The 18,263-nt window shown below is 48.3% G+C and carries 12 protein-coding genes; 1 reads left to right on the forward strand and 11 read right to left on the reverse strand.

All coding sequences use genetic code 11. The annotated features are described in order from the left end of the window. Positions 1-633 carry a TetR/AcrR family transcriptional regulator gene (locus ACQSGY_RS03165; protein WP_427050635.1) on the reverse strand — a complete coding sequence of 211 codons (633 nt, stop codon included), beginning with the start codon at positions 631-633 and terminating at the stop codon, positions 1-3. Positions 634-849: 216 nt separating this feature from the next. Here ACQSGY_RS03165 and ACQSGY_RS03170 point away from each other — a divergent pair, with 216 nt between their 5' ends. Next, positions 850-1,407: a shikimate kinase gene (locus tag ACQSGY_RS03170; protein ID WP_427050636.1), complete on the forward strand. Its 558-nt coding sequence runs from the start codon at positions 850-852 to the stop codon at positions 1,405-1,407. A 335-nt stretch (positions 1,408-1,742) separates the two neighbouring features. Here ACQSGY_RS03170 and ACQSGY_RS03175 read toward each other — a convergent pair whose 3' ends face one another. The 10 genes from ACQSGY_RS03175 to ACQSGY_RS03220 all read right to left on the reverse strand — a co-directional run bounded on the left by ACQSGY_RS03175 (position 1,743) and on the right by ACQSGY_RS03220 (position 18,245). After that, on the reverse strand, positions 1,743-2,171 hold the full coding sequence (locus tag ACQSGY_RS03175; protein WP_427050637.1) for a DUF3237 family protein: 429 nt from the start codon (positions 2,169-2,171) through the stop codon (positions 1,743-1,745). Between the two features lie 68 nt (positions 2,172-2,239). Then, positions 2,240-3,214, reverse strand: coding sequence for a diguanylate cyclase domain-containing protein (locus tag ACQSGY_RS03180; RefSeq protein ID WP_427050638.1), 975 nt, complete (start codon positions 3,212-3,214; stop codon positions 2,240-2,242). Between the two features lie 2 nt (positions 3,215-3,216). Further along, on the reverse strand, positions 3,217-3,843 hold the full coding sequence (locus ACQSGY_RS03185) for a chemotaxis protein CheC (protein WP_111268803.1): 627 nt from the start codon (positions 3,841-3,843) through the stop codon (positions 3,217-3,219). Then, positions 3,833-4,207 (reverse strand): response regulator transcription factor, encoded by a 375-nt coding sequence (locus tag ACQSGY_RS03190; protein ID WP_111268804.1) that lies wholly within the window; start codon positions 4,205-4,207, stop codon positions 3,833-3,835. Before ACQSGY_RS03190 ends, ACQSGY_RS03185 begins: the two co-directional genes overlap by 11 nt. Positions 4,208-4,517: 310 nt before the next feature. After that, on the reverse strand, positions 4,518-6,308 hold the full coding sequence (locus ACQSGY_RS03195; RefSeq protein WP_427050639.1) for an L-fucose isomerase: 1,791 nt from the start codon (positions 6,306-6,308) through the stop codon (positions 4,518-4,520). A 31-nt stretch (positions 6,309-6,339) separates the two neighbouring features. Beyond that, complete coding sequence (locus ACQSGY_RS03200; RefSeq protein ID WP_427050640.1) at positions 6,340-9,165, reverse strand: family 78 glycoside hydrolase catalytic domain; 2,826 nt, start codon at positions 9,163-9,165, stop codon at positions 6,340-6,342. A 17-nt stretch (positions 9,166-9,182) separates the two neighbouring features. Continuing rightward, complete coding sequence (locus ACQSGY_RS03205; RefSeq protein ID WP_427050641.1) at positions 9,183-12,326, reverse strand: glycoside hydrolase family 2 protein; 3,144 nt, start codon at positions 12,324-12,326, stop codon at positions 9,183-9,185. A 4-nt stretch (positions 12,327-12,330) separates the two neighbouring features. Then, on the reverse strand, positions 12,331-15,375 hold the full coding sequence (locus ACQSGY_RS03210; RefSeq protein WP_427050642.1) for a family 78 glycoside hydrolase catalytic domain: 3,045 nt from the start codon (positions 15,373-15,375) through the stop codon (positions 12,331-12,333). Positions 15,376-15,477: 102 nt separating this feature from the next. Next, positions 15,478-17,226, reverse strand: a complete 1,749-nt coding sequence (locus ACQSGY_RS03215) for an extracellular solute-binding protein (RefSeq protein ID WP_427050643.1) — start codon at positions 17,224-17,226, stop codon at positions 15,478-15,480. A gap of 98 nt (positions 17,227-17,324) precedes the next feature. Further along, positions 17,325-18,245 carry a carbohydrate ABC transporter permease gene (locus ACQSGY_RS03220; RefSeq protein ID WP_427050644.1) on the reverse strand — a complete coding sequence of 307 codons (921 nt, stop codon included), beginning with the start codon at positions 18,243-18,245 and terminating at the stop codon, positions 17,325-17,327. Positions 18,246-18,263 lie beyond the last annotated feature (18 nt).

Raw genomic sequence — 18,263 nt, forward strand, 5'->3', positions numbered from 1 at the left:
TCAGTTATTCTCCTTTGTTCGTTCCATAGTGTGAGAAGTGTGAATACCTTGCAGCATCCAGCCGATGCCTTGCGTTACCTGCTTGTGAGAGAGCGGATCACTTGACAGCAGCACTGGTGATTGGAGCGTAAGTCCATCAAAAACGGCTTGAATCAAGGCTGCCAAGGTCTCGTGCTCCGCTTCATTCAACGGCAGCTCCAAGCGGTCAATAATTAACCGGATACCTGCTTTCATCTCCTGGTACAGCTTCGTTAACTCTTGAGCCAGTTTCACGTTGTTCACACTTTCAGTCCACAAGCTGATGAGAAGTGTAAACCACTCCGGGTTATTTTTACGAAATTCCACAACATGCAGCAAAGCCTGCGACAGAAGCTCTGACGGTGCGGCCTTCATGTCGAGCTGCTGAAGGGCCTGCTGCATACCCCGGTTAATCATCCACTCTCGCACTACCTCCACCAAAAGCGTTTCTTTGGTATTAAAATGGTATCCGATTAGCCCCTGTGCTACGCCCGCTTTGGCTGCAATCTCTTTCATTGTTGCTTTGCTGTAACCTACCTGCCCGAATAGTGTAAAAGCGGCTTGCAAGATTGCATTTCTACGTTCGTCCTGATTTGTTGCTGGTTGTTTTGCCACCTCATGCTCCTCCAATACTGTTTGGTTGAACAGTCAATTTCATGTACTCATCATAAAACTGTTTGCTCGAACAGTCAATAGTCATTTTTTAAAATAGTTTTCGTTAAATCAAGTTGTTGATAATCGATCATTGCGAACAAACCATCTGTGATAAAGGAGCTATTATGGCTCGAATTGTGATAATATTATTGAAATATCTTCCAAGGAGATGATGGAATGAAATTGGTTATAATCTTTGGCCCTCAGGCGGTAGGAAAAATGACGGTAGGACATCAATTGGAGAAGGTAACTGAACTAAAGTTGTTCCACAATCACGTAACCATTGAAATGTTAGCTCCCCTATTCGGTTTTAATAGTGATATGTGGAGATTGGTAGATCAATTTCGTCAAGACATATTTGAAACCGCCGCCAGTAGTGATATGTATGGAATGATTTTCACTTATGTATGGGCATTCGATCTGCAGCAGGATTGGGACTATGTTGATAAAATTTGCAAAATCATTGAAGATAAAGACGGAGAAGTGTATCTTGTAGAGCTTGAAGCCGATCTGGAGAAAAGAATTGAGCGTAACAAGACGCCTCACAGACTTGAACACAAACCAACCAAAAGAGATGTTTCTCGTTCTGAACAGAATCTGATACAGACCATGGAGCAGCATCGATTAAACTCCTTCGAGGGAGAAATCAAAAGAGCAAATTACATCAGAATTAACAACTCTAATCTAAGTGCTGGTGAGGTTGCGGAGACCATTAAGAACAGATTTGCTTTATAATGATTTTATAACATATAGAACGAACATAGCCAAAAAATGTGATATGTATGATACTTCCAGTTTATTATGTTATAATATTACAAGTTTAATTTTAGGATACATACAGGAGGTTTCAAACGATGCTTAGTAGTGTAAGTATACCGGGTATGATTGTTTTGATCATTTTCCTGGTTCTTGTAATCGGACTGATTCGGAGAATTTTGAGACGTTAACGTTGCATATATGTCAAAAAAGCGTTGGCCTGGAGCACAACGCTTTTTTTGTAATGTATGTAAACGATCTGACCTTCGAATAATGATGCTTGCAAAGGAATCGGTTATTATGCCTTGGCAGTTTCAGGATATTGCCCTGAAAAACTTAATATCCACGCCGCCGGCTGCAGAAAAGCCCTCACCTATCAATGGTTCCAGATTCAGATATGCCAAGGCTTGGCTGTTGGTTATGATGCGTGGAGAGGTACGAAACAGCCTCGTGCCCTGCGGTTTTCCGATATAACCGTTATTCTCGATATATATTTCACACTGCTGTCCGGTATAATCTTGTCCCTTCAGCATATATCTGGCTGACAGGCTGTGACTTGCTCCATCTTTTCCGATAATCTGGGTATCCACGCCGCCCTCCAGTACTATGCCTTCGAACATTGCTCCGGTAACATGCCCGCCGAAAGTAATCAGTATAACTGATTCACCGTGTTTGTTCTCCAGTTGAACGGTATCCTTGATCTGCACATGTACAGTAAACATCTCTTCCATCTCCAGCGTCATCGTTAATCACAGCATCCTCTCCACTCAGGAATAAACATGAATAAAGCATCGGATACAGCTTGCTTATATTACCAGAGCTGCTCCATCTCAGGATCATAGAACGAAAATCCACGCTTCCCGTTTTTCTTGATTCTGTACATCGCCATATCTGCAAATTTCAGAAGCTCAGAAGGGTCTTGCGCATGCAATGGAAACAAGCTGATCCCAATGCTGACAGACAGGTTGATCTCAATGGAATTCACATGAAATGGCAGATCGAAGGCATTCAGTAAATTAGCCGCAACGGTACTCGCATCCTCATCCTGCTTGAGATGATTCAGAATAATACAAAATTCATCCCCGCCCAATCTGGCTACGCTATCTGTACTGCGTATTCTTCCCTTCAGACGCTCAGCCACCTCCTGTAAAACCAGATCCCCAATCTCATGACCATAGGTATCATTCACCTTTTTGAATCCGTCAGTATCTACAAACATCAAGGCAAACCGTGATTCGTTGCGCAGCGCATTGCTGACAGACCACGCCAGGCGATCCTTGAATGCCAGACGATTGGGCAGATCAGTCAATGAATCATGCAAGGAAAGATGTTTGCTGATTTTCTCAGCCTTTTTAATCTCGGTATACTCGCTCTCCAGTTCTTTGATGAGGTTTTTAAGTTTATATACGCGAGTGCTTGTATTGGTAGTATCACTAACCTGAAGCATTGCATAGCTATGGTCATTATCATAGAGCGGTTCTACATGTAAGTTCTGTCTGTACAGACTTTCCTCTCCCGCATCCTTCGGAAGAAAGAACGTCTTATGTAAAGCGCTGGAGCAAAATCTGCTCTGCCCGTGATAAAGTGCATTTTGTAATATATCCATATACATCTTGATCTTGAATCTAGGGCAGATTTCCAGCAAGTTTTTCCCCAGCACATCCTCAGAAGCCAAGCCTGTAAAACGTTCAAGCCAGCCATTCCATACGATAATTTTCAGTTGTCTATCCACAATTAAAATGCCCATTTTTGTTTTGTTCAGCGCTTGTACAATGAGATTGTCCATGGTTATCCCCCCAGTAGAGCATCTATTTTATCCAGCAGACTGGAGATGGAATCCATGCTGAGCGCAATAACAATAATCCCCTTTACATCTGTATCGGCAAGTAAAAAGGACGTATGCAACACCAGTATGTAGACTTCATTTTGAAGCAAAACTTGCGGGTCGGAGCGTGTAACATGAATCAGCTCTATTTCAGGCAACACGTACTCCAGCTTCATTTCAAGGAAATTTCCAAATTCACCAATAATTGCATTGAGCAGCACATTGCTGACTTCCTGAAGCACATCCAGATCGGTATCCATTAACCTGAAATCGTTTGGGTCTACATGCTCTGTAAGCTCTCCCAGACACATGTTAGCAAGCACTTTTGCCTGTTCCGCCGGAAACATCAGAAAGGCTTTACCTTGAAATTGATATCCAAATTGCAGAGAGGATCGAAATAGATGGCCTTCTGTAAACAGAATGTTGTATCTCCGATCCTCGGGATCAACCTCGGTGATGGAGATTAGTTCAACTTCAGGAATACTCAGCACAATATGCTTGTCTACAATTTCCGATAACATATTGGCTGCTTGTCCAACATAAACGTTCACGAGCTCAGTAAGCAGATCTTTCTGCAGCTCATTCAGCATGATATGCCACCTGAATCATTTGAAGCAACGTACTGGCTTTTTCAGCCGTTAATGGTTTGTTCAGAAATCCCGACACCCCAAGCTGCTCCACTTCCTCACGAGTAGCCTTCTGAATATCCGCGGATAATATAATAATTTTGACGTCCTGATCCATCTCCCGAATCATGCGAAGCATGTCTTGTCCGTTCAATCCAGGCATCAAAAGGTCTGTGGTGATTATATCCGGTTCAAACTCCTGATAAAGCCGGAAGCCATCTTCTCCATTGGTAGCCGTTCGAATCTCACAATTGGGAATATGATCGCCAATTAACTTACTCATCATCTTCTGTACAAATATCGAGTCTTCCACAATTAATACTTTCATGATTCAACTCAGTCTCCTCGATTACATATTAGGGGCGCAGGGAAAGCAGGCGCTGTAGACAGTTCTTGAGAAGGAGCTTCGCGCACAGGTGGAACCCCTTAAAAGTGACTGACCGTTGGAACGGCAAAACAATATAATTATATTAATTATAAAATTAGATTGTCAACAACATTATAGATTAAAATAGAACGCATTCATCTGTCAATCCTATGAAGCTTACGGCTGTATCTAACGTAAAACAACGTAAAACAAGCTGCAGACATGAGTCCGCAGCTTGCTGGATTTATAAATATTAACGATTGATATCATTTCAACCATAGAGCGGGCCATATGCGGCACAAGCCCGGTAATCTGCTGCCTCAAGGTCTTTGGTGCCAAATGCAGACCAGGCGCTAGGCCTGAAAATACGACTTGTTTCGATATTATGCATATTAACCGGAATACGCAGCATACTTGCCAGCGTAATCAGATCTTCACCAATATGACCATAACTTACAGCACAGTGGTTCGATCCCCACGCTTCCATCACCGTGTACACATCCCCGAAAACCGGATCATCCGCAACCAGTCTTGGCACAAACCATGTTGTAGGCCAGGTTGGCGTTGTACGCAAGTCCAGCTGCTCATGCACAGCTTCAGGCAAGTCTATCGTGTACCCTTCGGCAAGCTGAAGTACAGGCCCCAAGCCTGCGATCAGGTTGATACGGGCCATCGTAACAGGCATCCCCCCACGCGAAGTATAATCGGTGGAATATCCTCCTCCGGCAAATTGATCCATATAAGTCGGCCGCCAGCTGACAGCATCCAGACAAGCTTGTACCTCATGCTCCTCAATCTCCCAATGCGGCTTCATCACCGGCTGGCCGTCTCGCTGCTGCTCCCCTGTTCCATCAAGGGCAGCAGGTCCGGAATTGATCAGATGTATGAACCCTGACGCCGCCATGCCATCGGCCCTCCAGCCTGTCACCCGCTCTACAGCCTCCGGGCTCCAATAGGCGCGAACATCGGCAAAAATCTGAGCGGTGTACGATACATAATGATTCAATAACATAGTGATTGCGTTCAGATTATCATTCTCTGTAGCAATCATGTAAGGTTCTCGAATGCCGTTCCAGTCAAAAGAGCTGCACAGGACGGCTTCCAGCACATCAGCACTTGGCAGATGGTCCGTCCACTCCCGCTGCCCTTGAAACCCTGATGCAATAGCGTTGTAACCGTAGGCCTCTTCTTCATATCCCTTTTCGGCCAGTCTGGGATTACCAATCATGAGATCTCGTACAATCATCGTCATCCGGATCGAGGTCTCCCAATTCTTCAATTTGCTCTCCGGGCTGATCTGAACGGATTCAGGATTAGGGTCCGGGCCTTCCTTGCAATGGAGCGCTGCCCAATCCATCGCCTTTTGAAATTCCTGCTCATCGTAGATGTGTTTTTCCATTCTCCGTCTGACCTCTGTCATATCGACATAGGCATTTCGCATCCCCAGATAACGCTGATAGAAATTTTCGTCCACAATGCAACCGGCTATGCCCATTGAAACAGAGCCAATGGACAAATATGACTTGCCTCGCAGCAAAGCAGCTGCCATACCCGCACGAGTGAACCGGATCAGCTGATCACGAACGTCCTGCGGCAGCTTGCCTTCGTGCTGGTCCTGAATATGTCTTCCGTAGATTTTGAAAATTGGAAGCCCCTTCTGGTTATGTGCCGCATGTAAGGCAGCCAGATAGACTGCACCGGGACGTTCTGTGCCATTAAATCCCCAGACCGCATGCGGCAGCGTCGGGTCCGTCTCCATCGTTTCAAGCGGATAACACCAGCCGCTTGACACAGAGACCAACACGCCTACGCCTTCTTTGCGAAATTGCTCAGCACAAGTGGCAGCTTCCGTCATACCCGAGATGCATGATTCAAAGATAACCACCTCCACAGGAGAACCGTCCGGGTTACGCAGAACAGCTGTAATCTCGGCAGCAGCTTCTCGAGCAAGATTCATGGTGCTTTCGGCCAGTGCTGCCTTTACCAGCTTGCGGCGGTCCACGATCGGGCGTATGCCAATTTTGGGAAATGCGCCTTCGTAGCGATGTGAATTGGGGTTCATTGGTATCTCTCCTTCACTGAATTACGCTAATTCACTCAACTTGAAAAGATAGAGTAAAATGATGTCGACCCGGGGCCAGCTCGTGAATACGCGACAGCTTTGCTGCCGAAGCCATAACCGAGGGAAGAACAAGTGTAGCCGTCGTTCCCTCTGGAATTTCCACCTGAAGTTGAAGCCCTGCATCCTGTTTCTTCCAGGAGGAAGATATAAGACCATATGTCGTTCTAAGCGAAGCACTAACGGCATTCAGCTTGGACGGAATACAAGGCTCAATCCATATTTTCTGATACCCTGGAGCATCCGGTCTTATGCCCGCCAGTCTTGTGTAAAAAGAGGCACTGATCCCCCCGAACATGGCATGATCATGGGAATGCATCCCGCCCTTCTCACTCCACTGCTCCCACAGTGTTGTGGCTCCGCGTTCAATCTGATATCCAAACCCCGGGTACTCTTTTTTGCTTAGAAGTGCATAGGCCACATCGATGTGGCCGTAATCTGCCAGTACATCCAACACGTATCTTGTACCGTAAATACCTGTATCGAGGTGTCCGTTTTTCTCCGCAATGGATTGTACCAGCCTGTTCGCGGCAGAAACGCGTTGCTTCACGGGTACCATGCCGTAGGCAAGCGGCAGAAGCTGTGCGGTCTGTGAGCCGCTGCCGTAGATGCCGTCACCTGAATGAAAGCGACGCTGAAAGGCTTGATTGATATGATCAGCCAATTTCCTATAATAATCGTGGTCTGAATCGATGCCTAAAACAGCTGCTGCTTCGGCAGTAATCGAAGTTATTTTGTAATACACACTGGTATTCACCAGCTCTACCTCATGAAAATAGTTTTCCCAGCCATCCTCGTTAGGAGGACACCAGTCCCCAAAGCCGTCCTTTACCACATGCTCAGGCCACTTCTCATGCAAATGGTTAATGTATGCCTTCATGGATGGATAACTGCGGCTTAATGCGTCGAGATCGTTATAATGCTGATAGAGATACCATGGAAGCGAAACCTTGTCTCCGCTCCAGTCGGGATTGGTCATGCTGTCTTCAATATCATCCAGCCATTTGCGGTAATAACGCTGCATATTGAAGTGGTGCATGCCTGACTCCTCCACGACCGCAGAATCCATGAGACAAGGGGTACGTTCATCACGCTGACAACAGTCCGTCGGGATGCTCATCAGATTATTGAGATAGGACCAGCGAATGTTGCGGTACAGTTGGTTAAGCCTTTCATCCGAACTCTCAAAAGTTCCTGTCTGTTCAACATCGGTATGAATCGGAACAGCCTCAATCGAAACCCGGCTTGATCCTGCGCTGACCTCTACATACCGAAAGCCATGATACGTGAAGCGCGGTTCATAACGCTCTTCGCCATCTCCACGGAGAATATAAGTGTCGGCTGCTTTGGCATTTCGATTCGTCCAGGAGTCAATGTCGCCTGTTTCATCCACGAGTTCACTGTATCTCAGTCTCACTTCACTTCCTGCCCGGCCTTTTACTTGTATTCGAGCCCATCCTGCGATGTTCTGTCCAAAATCGTAGACATTAACACCGGGACGGGGATGAAAGACAGCTACCGGTTTCAGCGGTGTAAAAGTGGTAATGGGAGGCTGATGATTCTCTACTAGCTCTCCCTCAGGTGGCTCAGCTGTGACAGCGTTTGACCAATCATGATTTGTAATAAAACCGGTACGGTTCCAGCCGTTATACTCTAAACGGGCATCATAGGACTCCCCGTCATAGATATCATTGGCAAGGATCGGACTCGGGGCACACGACCAGGATTCGTCCGTGACAATGGTCTGCGTGCTGCCATCCTCGAAGCGGAGGTCCAACTGCAGGATCAGCGCTTTATCCCGATTCCATTTCCACCCCCAACGGGAATAATTAAAATAGTAGCCGTTCCCTAGCCACACACCGAGTACATTTTCCTTCTCATGGAGCAGTTCCGTTACGTCATATGTGTCATAAAGCATTCTTCGTTTATACGGCGTGTTGGCTGGAGCCAGAACGCGATAATCGGAACGCTCTCCATTGATATAAAGTTCGTACCACCCCAGTGAATATATGCGTAATCTGGCTTCAATCGGTGGTGAGGGCAAGACTATTGTTTTACGAAACAAGGGACTGTCTACCGGTACAGGGGTGTTACAGATGGACAGCATATTCTCTTCTAGCACCAATCCGTTCCCTGAAGCATGGATGGTCCCTGCTGAACAATGGGTGGTCTGTGGATCATAAAAGCGGTTGAAATATAACACGCGGCCATCGGAGCCTGTGAGCTTCAAGTCACGGAATATAGCCTTCTGCCCGTCTTTTGTCCGAAAACCAACCCTTCCCCGATAAGGAGCTGCCTTGCAGCCATACGTTTGCTGTTCATTGATCGTAATCTGCCAATCATCTCCGATTGTATTGATCTTGAGTCGCATGTACGCCGATTGCTCTGCGTTTTGAGGTAAAGGAAACTCCCCCAATGTATGACGCAAACCTTCTTCAAAACGATAAATGTTAATGAAGGAATGATGAGCATGCGAAGGATGTTCCGTTTCCTGCTCGTTCAGATTGCAATCAAGTTCAACACCACAATGATGCTGCTCATCCTGATAACCAAACAGAAATGAAGCGCCGCCAGTTTCCACATAAACAATCACCTCAACCTGATATGAGGTCCACTCAGCAGCATCACATCCCGAACGGGTAATCCACCGGGCAAGCCATGGCTTCGATTCATTTTCATACCTCTTCGCCAGCTCAACTGGCTCTTGGGCCACCGTGATCCATTCGCTCCCCGCCACCCGTGCTGCGTCTCCAGTCTTTTCCGATGTTCCGCTTGCTCCAGTTATCTTCATTGATGTCATCTTGCTGCTCCCTCCTGTCAGTCAGCTTGGCGCAAAGGATGTGCCTTGTTTTTCTGCATGCTTCGCGTCACTTCAGGTGCATTCCAGGCACTTATGGTCACTTCATGCAAACTCGTATCGGCCAACGCTTCATAAGCAATCCACCGTTCTTCCCCTGGAGATAGTCCAAAATCATTATCATCCAGATAACTGCTCCAATCATCGGGGAAATGCTGCACCACCACTCGAATCGCGGGCACGCTCCCCGTATTGCGAACCACAATGTAACCTCCCTTGTCATGTTCGGTCAGCATAAACCATTCCAGCGTGGTAGAGGGCAGTTCACGCATCGGTGCATTGGAGAGTTCTCCATACAGCCTGAAAGCACGCTCGGCCTCGGCACCGGAGTATTCGTTGGCATCATGGCGGTGCTCCTGCTCGAAGGTCAGCAGCTCTGCTGTCTTCGGCTGGGCATTAAACCAGTACCACTGATCTGCGATCAACTCTCCATCCTCTGCACAAAGAGCTATTTGGATAAGGAACGGATGAATGGCTGAAGCTTCCGGCAGAAAGACTTCCAGCGTTTCAATAAGAGTCACCTGCCCTGGTGATACTGTTAACGATGGGTAATTTCGCGCCATCATTTCGGCAAGTTGGCTGTTGTACATTTTGACCTGAACCGTTGCATCTGCAAGTGTCTCAAGCGAGTCATTCGCCAGATGAAGCCCTGCCTGAAACAAATCGCCCGTCTGCCAGCCTTCCAGTCTGGAAACGGTGACAAAAGCATTTTGCGGACGAGAAGCCTGCTTTGCCCGATAGTAGGAGAGCTTGGCTGTGCCGTAATAGTCAATTACTGCCCATGAATGTCCAGGAAAGCAATCCGTGAATTTGTAATACCAGAAGCCGCTCTTGTCCTTTCCCGCTCCTGCACGCTGCAGATCAGCAGTAAAACGAATTCCGTCACCTTGCGCGGTCTGCGAGTAGGTGATGTAATCCTGCCAATTCCGAATCGGACCGTATGCTGCATAACGCATAACTTTGATGATATCCTTCAGGCTAAATTGATGAAAATGGGCCTTCCACCCCCTGCTCTCTTCGGTCGGCGGAAAAGAAGATAACGCTTCTTCCGGCATATACCGCAAACAACTGGAGACATTGGTCTGGCTCGGGATTCCAAATTCGCCATAGAACACGGACGGCATCGCGATCGTTGCTTCATCCAGCGGTTCACCGCCATGGTACACATTCCAGTTATGCGCACTGCCTGCCCATGGATCGGTTCGATGGAACGGACGTGACGGGTCATACTCGCGGCAGCGCTTGCCAACCAGAAAAAGGCCTTCATCCGCCCCGCCATGTGCACCATTCTCATTGCCTCCACCCCACATGATCAGGGAAGCATGATTCCGCAGCCGCTTAACCGAAAGCACCGTCTGACGGTCAATGACACCAAGATCGGTCAAGGGAGCATCAGGCGGTCCCCAGCAAAGCGGAAATTCCTGGTATACCATAATGCCTTTCTGATCACACAAATCATAGAATTCATCGCTTTCCACCAATCCGCCGCCCCATGCCCGAAGCATCTGCACATGCCCTCTTCGAGCCAGCTCAAGCAGGCGTTCATACTGACCTTCCTTCCGCGTCAGCATAACATCAGGCCAGCACCAGTTAGCCCCCTTGATAAACATCGGCTCGCCATTGATCACAAACTGCCAACGATAATCGGTTTCGGGCTTAGCGCCTCTCATAGGCCGCATCTCGATCGTGCGAATCCCAAAAGTAGTTCGAGCTTCTTTTACACGAACGGCCTGTGCCTGTGACTCAGCGATCTGAATACCTGATTCGATCGTAGAAGTAAAACCCGAACCCATTTCATGTACAGAATTCCCGGTGCCCAAATTTATATGTTGGTGTCTGCAGTGAGTAGCCCCTAACACAAGTTCATAAAGCGGCTGATCGCCGTAACCCGAGGGCCACCATATATTCGGATTGCTGATGGCAAGCACTGTACTGAATTTACTTCTCCCATAGGCAACCTCAATTGAACAGGTGAACCGATACTCTTCGCACGTCAGCCTTTCATCTGCAATTGGATCGGAAGAATCGTTTGCACTCCGGGCAGACTGATTGGAATTCACATTTTTCAGCTGAATTAAACCTTCAATCGTGATATGAGCGTGCTCTGTCAGGCTGCTCTCGGTTGTAAATTCCAGTTGAAGCCGTGCTTCATCGGGCGTACAGGATAACGTTGTAACATAGGGAGCAATCAGGGCAATATCGGCATGAGCTGTAACCCTCACATCCTTCCAGATGCCAAGAGAGATCAGATGGCCGTAATGCCAGCCAAAGCCTGGGCTTGGTTTCATAAGACCATTCCAGCTTTGGGGCGCCGGATCAATACGAACAACAAGCACATTGGCTTCATTCGATCGCACCAGCCCTGTAATATCGAGCATCGGACCGCCAAACATGCCCTGATGATGTCCAAGTGATATGCCATTGAGAAACACCGTTCCTGAGTAATCTATGCCGTCAAACTGTAAGGTAAGCTGTCTTCCTTCCCACGTGGCAGGCAACTCAAACGTTGTTGCAAACCACCATTCCATGCATTCCACACGTGTTCTGCGGAACCAGACCGGGGTCTCCTTCGGGGTGCCATACTGTTCAAGTTCATCTATCGTGTTGGTATTCCAGTGGGGATCATGCATGGCTCCAAGATCGACCAGCGCCTGCTGTACCGTGGTGGGAACCTGAACCTCCAGCCAATCCTTCCGAGCATGACCAGGTTCATACCAACGTTCACGCATGCCTCCACTTGCTCTGGCTTTTCGTCCAAACCAGCCCGTGGAGGGGGAAGGATCACCATGATCAGCGGCTTCTCCTCCCTTCATTCGCCAGGTGCCGGACAGCAGCAATGAATCTTGAGAAGGGAACACGTTATTTTCAACGTGTGAACCTTTGTCCTGATTTTTAGTGACAGGCTGCATTTCACTGTGTATTTTGCGGACAGGAATACGGCTGTCCATCTCCACCCATGCGTCGCCGTGGAGCGAAGAGCTCGCATAAGCCTCATCCTGGATTTCGTCCAGAAATCGCTTCCCTTTTGATGAACGGTAATACGAGATGTTTGTCATCGTGTGCACACTCCATTCACGTTCTGTAGGCTGTCGTTCCAGCTTCATGATCTCAATATGTTCTGTGTACGAGCACAGGATGATATCCTTGGGGCACTTCCATAACAACCGCAATTTCTTTTGGAGCCACAACCTCCAATTCGAAAACGGATTCACCTGACTCCTCACGAATCTCCCACTTCACGTCAATTCTTCCGTCCTTGGGAAGGGGTACCGCTCCCTTGGCCCATTGCAGATCGCCGGGCTGCGGTGCGACCCGAATGGCGGTCCAGCCGTCAGCAGCAGGTCGAACCCCGAGTACAACAGCGCCTAAAAAGTACCCTGGCGCAGCTGACCAGGCATGGCAATGACTGCGTGTCAGATCTTTAGAACTTGGTCTGTTCTCCTTGAATCCCGGATACATCTCCCAACAGGTTGTCGCCTCATGTTTCACCATCTCGCCAAACTTCTCACGCATATCCCGAAGCAGCATATCGGTCTGACCCATCATCACTAGTGCTTCATAATAAAAGAACGTCATAAACGGACTTCCAATCGCAACGAAATCATCCGGTGGTGAAGTCAGATACGCGGCAAGCTTCTCCTTGCGCTCATCAGCGGCAACTCCCGTAATCAATGCCATCACCTGGGTCTGCATACTAAATGTGCTGGATGGTGAACCGTTCGTATGAATGCAGTCGATAAAAGCCTGACGTTCCTCATTCCACAGGTGTTTGTTGATGGCACAAGACAAATGCTGGGACATGGAGTCGTAATACACGGCCTGCTCTTCACATCCAGCGAGCTCAGCCAATCGTGCTGCATCCGCCAGCGCACGTACCAGAATGACATTTTGATGGGTAACCGTCCCATCATTAGGCTGCTCCATCGGGGCCCAGTCAAGCAGATTCCATGCATGTATAGATAACAGCCCATGCTGATCAATATGCTGAAGATAATGATCAAGCGTGTATTTCACCTTGGGCCAGATTTGCGCTGCAAAATGCCTGTTTCCCGTATGACGTGTGTACTCGAGACAGGCCGTTATCCAGAAAAACGTCCAGTTCGGAATGACACTGCTCCATCCGCTGGGCACCTGATTCACATAAAGCGGTGTCTGTATACTGGAGCCAGGCACGAGTTCAAGACAATGCTTAACGATGTCCGTTGCCCCAAACACATAATAGTTAACCAGCGCTTCATTTCGGCTGTCACCAACCCAGAAAACCTGCTCGTAAGCCGGGCAGTCCACAAATGTATCCTCCATGCATAGCCGGGTTGTATGTTTGCTGATCTCCCAGATATCATTCAAGAGCGGATCGGAGCTGTGGAAGCGTCCAATCTCGGCCACCGGATAGTTGCTCTGCACCAGATTGGCACTAAACAGCCGCAGCGGTCCGGTGTTCCCGTGGATCGTAAGCATCAGATACCGAAGGCCGCGCCGTACAGGAGATGCATAGCTTTGTCTGCCTTCACGGCAAATATAGCGCAGTGTGTTATCAACCCCGAAGGTGTCCTGCCGCAACCCGCCATCCATATACTCGAAACCGTAGGCATCAATAACAGCACCTTCCGGTGCGTCTACATCCAATCGCAGATAACCTGACCATTCACGCCCGAAATCTATAATCAGTTCAGTGCCTTTGCCCTCAGTCATTGCGGGAATGATGGCCGCTGACCGATTGGCGAAGCAAACCTGCTGTATAACAGATGTGACGGGACGCGATTGTTCATTTCTTTTCCATATGCTGGACGTAAAAATGGAAGCAGCAGCGCTTAACATTTCAGGAAACGGTTTTATCCATTCCCGATATGCTATTAATTCCAAAGGTGAAGCCAATCTGCGGCACTGTTCATACACATCCGCATTTGGAAAATCACTGCCGTCCAAGGGCCTGCTGCCGCCAAATCCCTGATAGTGGCGAAGCGGACTATGGTTTGGCTGGTGGTCTACGTGTACAAGCGTTGCAAACGGCCCTACAAGCACAAAGGGGGATTCACCCACGCTCGTTTCATCAAGGGCTGGCGCAGTTACAGTAAATGCAGCTTCACAATCAATCCCGATATGCAATCCGCCGCCATGATCCGGGCCGGCCAGCTCAATCAGCAGCAGATTGTCTCCTTTCTCCAGTCTGACCCGCTGCAAACGGCGTGGTTTCTCCCCCTCCATCCCTTCGGCGGCATAGTAAATTCCGTTAAGTGTTAACCCTCGAAATGCATGGAACGCGCTGAATAGTCCGATCATCGCCTCTGCTCCGATACTTGCATGTATGACCGCTGCGGCATAACCTGCAAAGGATACCGGGTTCGCGTGCATCCTGCTATCTGGCTCCATTGCTTCTCGCACGTCCAGCACATGAGTCCAGGATACAAGAGCGACCTCTTTTAACGATTCCACCCGCACAGGCCATACTTCTTGCTCTGTAAGTTCGGGAATATCACTCCCGATCAGCTTCGTCCATGGTGCATCTCCGGGTCTTCCGATCACCCGCGCAGCTATCCAGCCCTGCTCCTCGGTATATGGCGTCGCCTCTGTTCCAAACCATTCATGCTCCCATTGCCTTGCGTCCATCTGCTCCGTAAAACCAAGCTGACAGGACATCCGCGAAACCTTCCGCTCATATCCGGCATACGGAGCCGTTATCCAGGAGGCATCTGTTGCAACGATTAGCTCTCTTGGAAAAATGCCTTCCTCTCTCTGAGGATGAATCTGCTCCAATTGAGCCAAAAGCCCGCCTCTTCCGGGGAGATAATTGAAGGTAGCGACACCATAGCTCATTACCAATACAGCCAGTATGTTAGAGCCGGGGCGAAGCAAATGTCCAACTTCATGTACATGGTAATTCAGTTCAAACGGCCAGGAACGATTCGGCCCTCTTCCGCATAACACACCATTGACATACAATACATATCTGGCATCTGCCGTAATTGTGACCTCTGCACTTCCAGAGTCCCACTGCTGCAAAATGAATTCCTTGCGAAAACAGCGCCATTCATTGCGGGGCCATTCGTCATGCCCTCCCCATATCCAGGAAGCCCGCCACCCGAAATGACCTGCACCGTTTTCATTTTCCTTGCTCGGCAGCTCCCTCCCGCCAGTTGACAGAGTTTGATCCATGTATACATCCGCTCCCATTCCCTGTATGGTTCAAAAAAAAGGAGCTAAAACTTCACAGCTTTAGCTCCCCGCATCATGCCCTTCTATTTCGGTCAAGCTGTTTTACAGTCCGTGAGCTTTGCGAAGCCGCTGCACTTCACCGTTATACCAAGCTGTGAATTCGTCTGCTCCGGCTTTTTTGAATGCCGCAAGCGCAGCTTGTTTATTAGCTTCAAAGGACTGCTCATCTTTGGAAAGAATGACCTTCGCTGCTTCACGCGCTGCCAGTTCTTTCAGCTCGGCTTCCTGCTTTTTCAGTTTGTCATCCAGGGTTACACCTGGAACCGTGTTGCGTTTGACGATCTCTTCATCCGTCATGCCGTTCATCCATGTCGTAAACGTATTCAGCTTGCCTTCATCAATCAGTTTTTTGAATACCTCTCCAGAGTAAGAAGCGCCGTAATGCTGGGCAAAATCCTTTTCAAGCGGTGTAGCGGCCTTGGATAATGATTCCTCTGAGGTGAAGAGGTCCACTGGCATTTTGTCGTTCGGATTCAGCATGTCTCCGCCAAGACCAATAATGTTGCGATCCAGCGAAAGTCCTGTTGCTTCGTAAGGTGCGCCGCCTGCTGCTTTCAGTGCAAGTGTTTCATCGGTCAGTGCCGGTTTGCCATCAACCATCTTCCAGTGTTTTCCTTCTACACCGTTGTACATGGTCCGTGCACCTTCATAAGAGTAAATATAATTCAAGAATTCCATTGCTTTTTCAGGATTTTTAGACGTTTTGGAGATGCTGTAGGCTTTATCCTGCCATCCGAGCGGATTTACTGCTCCTGTCCAGACAAGTTTACCTGCAGGTACAACAAGATATCCTTTGCCTTCACTTGCATGCTGGGCATTGAAATCACCCATCGCCCAGGTTGCTGGACCCACAACAATCTGTCCTGCTGTTGCCTTTGCCATGTAGTCGTTGTTTTTCATCGTCAGGGAATCCGGATCAAGCAATCCACGGCGCTGCGCTTTATTATAGAAGTCTATTGCGGTCCAGAAGTTGGAGGATTCATCGGTCAGATTGCTGATGAAGTCGCTGCCGCCAACTTTGGAGGCTGTCAGGTCACTCGTAGCACTTACACTTTCAGTGAAGATGATCGGTGGAATGGTGTAAGGCCATAGTCCCCAATCCTGCCACATCGATACGCCGTATACCTTTTTGCCATCCTCCGTCGTCGGATGTTTCTCTACGATTTTGCCGACAACGTCCAGCAGATCGTCCATCGTAGCGATTTCAGGTGTGCCAATCTCTTTGTACCAGTCCCAGCGAATTGTAGGTCCAATGGTGATTGGCGCAATGGATGTGCCCGGTTTGGACTGTACTTGCGGCGGCAGGAAATAGAGCTTGCCCGTGCCGTTACTCCAGTTCTTTTTGCTGTAATCCACAACCGTAGGAATATTAGCAGTTATATCTTTACCAGATTTCGCAAGCAGCTCATCCATAGGAACGATCAGATCGCCTTCTATCAGCTGTTTTTGATATTTATTTACATCTGTACGTACCAGGTCAGGGAGATCACCGCCAGCAAGCAATACATTGAATTTATTCTCGTCCGCTTCAACATATTCAATCTTGACCCCGATCTTCTCGGCAATGGCTTGAGCTACCTCATTGTTTTGCTGTGAGTTCCACTTGGAACCCGTTTCCATAATAAGCACACGAAGCGTGACAAGGTCTTTGCTTGAGCCAGTGCCTGATGAACCCGTTTCCCCGGTCCCTGTCTGACCGGTTCCTGTGCTTCCGCCTGTACAGGCTGCAAGCAGCAAAGACGTCATCATGAGCATTGCCATTACTCGGCGGAACGTTTTTTTAGTTCTCATGTCATAACCCTCCTGATTTTCTTCTTCTATAATTATCGGCCTAAGGCCGGATAATCCAATCTGCTGCAGCATATTTACCCTTACCAGCTTGGCCGGGCTTACCCTTTAACTGCACCCATCATGATGCCTTTAACGAAATAACGCTGCAGCATCGGGTAGACCAGCACAATCGGCAGCGTAACCAGCATCGTAATGGTCATGCGGATCGACTGTGGGGTTAGAGTTCGAACTACGTCGCCGCGAGTCAGTTCCTCGGTTGTCATATTGGACAAATTACTCGACTGGTTCAGGAAGTTATACAATACCAGCTGCAGCGTTTGCAGCTTCGGATTCTCTACCAGGAAAAAGTTATCAAACCAGGTGTTCCATTGTCCCACCGCAGAAAAGACGGCAATGGTGGCAATAATCGGCATTGAGAGTGGGAATATAATGCTGCGGTAGATTCGGAAATATCCGGCCCCGTCAATCTTTGCTGATTCCTCCAGAGAGGCGGGCAGCTGTTCAATAAACGTTTTGATCAAAATAATGTTAAAGCCCGACATCGCACTGGGGATGATATAGAGCAGAAAATTATTTTGCAAACCATATGCCTTCATGGTCAAATACCATGGGATAAAACCGGCGTTAAAATACATCGTAATCAGGACAAAACGGTAAATTATTTTACGATACGGCATCTCTTCCTTGGTAATCAGATACGCAAAGAACGAGCAGCTGAACACCGTAATCAAAGTTCCGAGCACCGTACGGGAGACGCTGACCAAGGCCGCGTCCATAATGCCCGGTAACTGCACCGTTGCTTTGTAGGCTTCCAGCGAGAAGCCTGCTGGCCAGAAGTATACCCCTTTCTGGACCTCAATCGGATCACTGATGGAATAGATGAGGATGTAGTAGAACGGATAGATCGTGATAATAACCAGCATAGATAATAAAATGTAGTTAAACAGAGTAAACGTAAGGTCTTTCCAGTCCATATGGCGGCTGGGACGAAGCGTCTCTCCTGAGGGTTGTGTACGCATCTCTTTTTTGCTCCTTTC

This window comes from Paenibacillus sp. TC-CSREp1, assembly GCF_050171015.1.
GTDB lineage: Bacteria > Bacillota > Bacilli > Paenibacillales > Paenibacillaceae > Paenibacillus > Paenibacillus silvae.

Bases quoted from the DNA above. Each gene is read 5' to 3' on its own strand.
- ACQSGY_RS03170 (WP_427050636.1), top strand. From the start codon at position 850: ATGAAATTGGTTATAATCTTTGGCCCTCAGGCGGTAGGAAAAATGACG.
- ACQSGY_RS03175 (WP_427050637.1), bottom strand. From the start codon at position 2,171: ATGACGCTGGAGATGGAAGAGATGTTTACTGTACATGTGCAGATCAAG.
- ACQSGY_RS03180 (WP_427050638.1), bottom strand. From the start codon at position 3,214: ATGGACAATCTCATTGTACAAGCGCTGAACAAAACAAAAATGGGCATT.
- ACQSGY_RS03185 (WP_111268803.1), bottom strand. From the start codon at position 3,843: ATGCTGAATGAGCTGCAGAAAGATCTGCTTACTGAGCTCGTGAACGTT.
- ACQSGY_RS03190 (WP_111268804.1), bottom strand. From the start codon at position 4,207: ATGAAAGTATTAATTGTGGAAGACTCGATATTTGTACAGAAGATGATG.
- ACQSGY_RS03195 (WP_427050639.1), bottom strand. From the start codon at position 6,308: ATGAACCCCAATTCACATCGCTACGAAGGCGCATTTCCCAAAATTGGC.
- ACQSGY_RS03200 (WP_427050640.1), bottom strand. From the start codon at position 9,165: ATGACATCAATGAAGATAACTGGAGCAAGCGGAACATCGGAAAAGACT.
- ACQSGY_RS03205 (WP_427050641.1), bottom strand. From the start codon at position 12,326: ATGAAGCTGGAACGACAGCCTACAGAACGTGAATGGAGTGTGCACACG.
- ACQSGY_RS03210 (WP_427050642.1), bottom strand. From the start codon at position 15,375: ATGGATCAAACTCTGTCAACTGGCGGGAGGGAGCTGCCGAGCAAGGAA.
- ACQSGY_RS03215 (WP_427050643.1), bottom strand. From the start codon at position 17,226: ATGAGAACTAAAAAAACGTTCCGCCGAGTAATGGCAATGCTCATGATG.
- ACQSGY_RS03220 (WP_427050644.1), bottom strand. From the start codon at position 18,245: ATGCGTACACAACCCTCAGGAGAGACGCTTCGTCCCAGCCGCCATATG.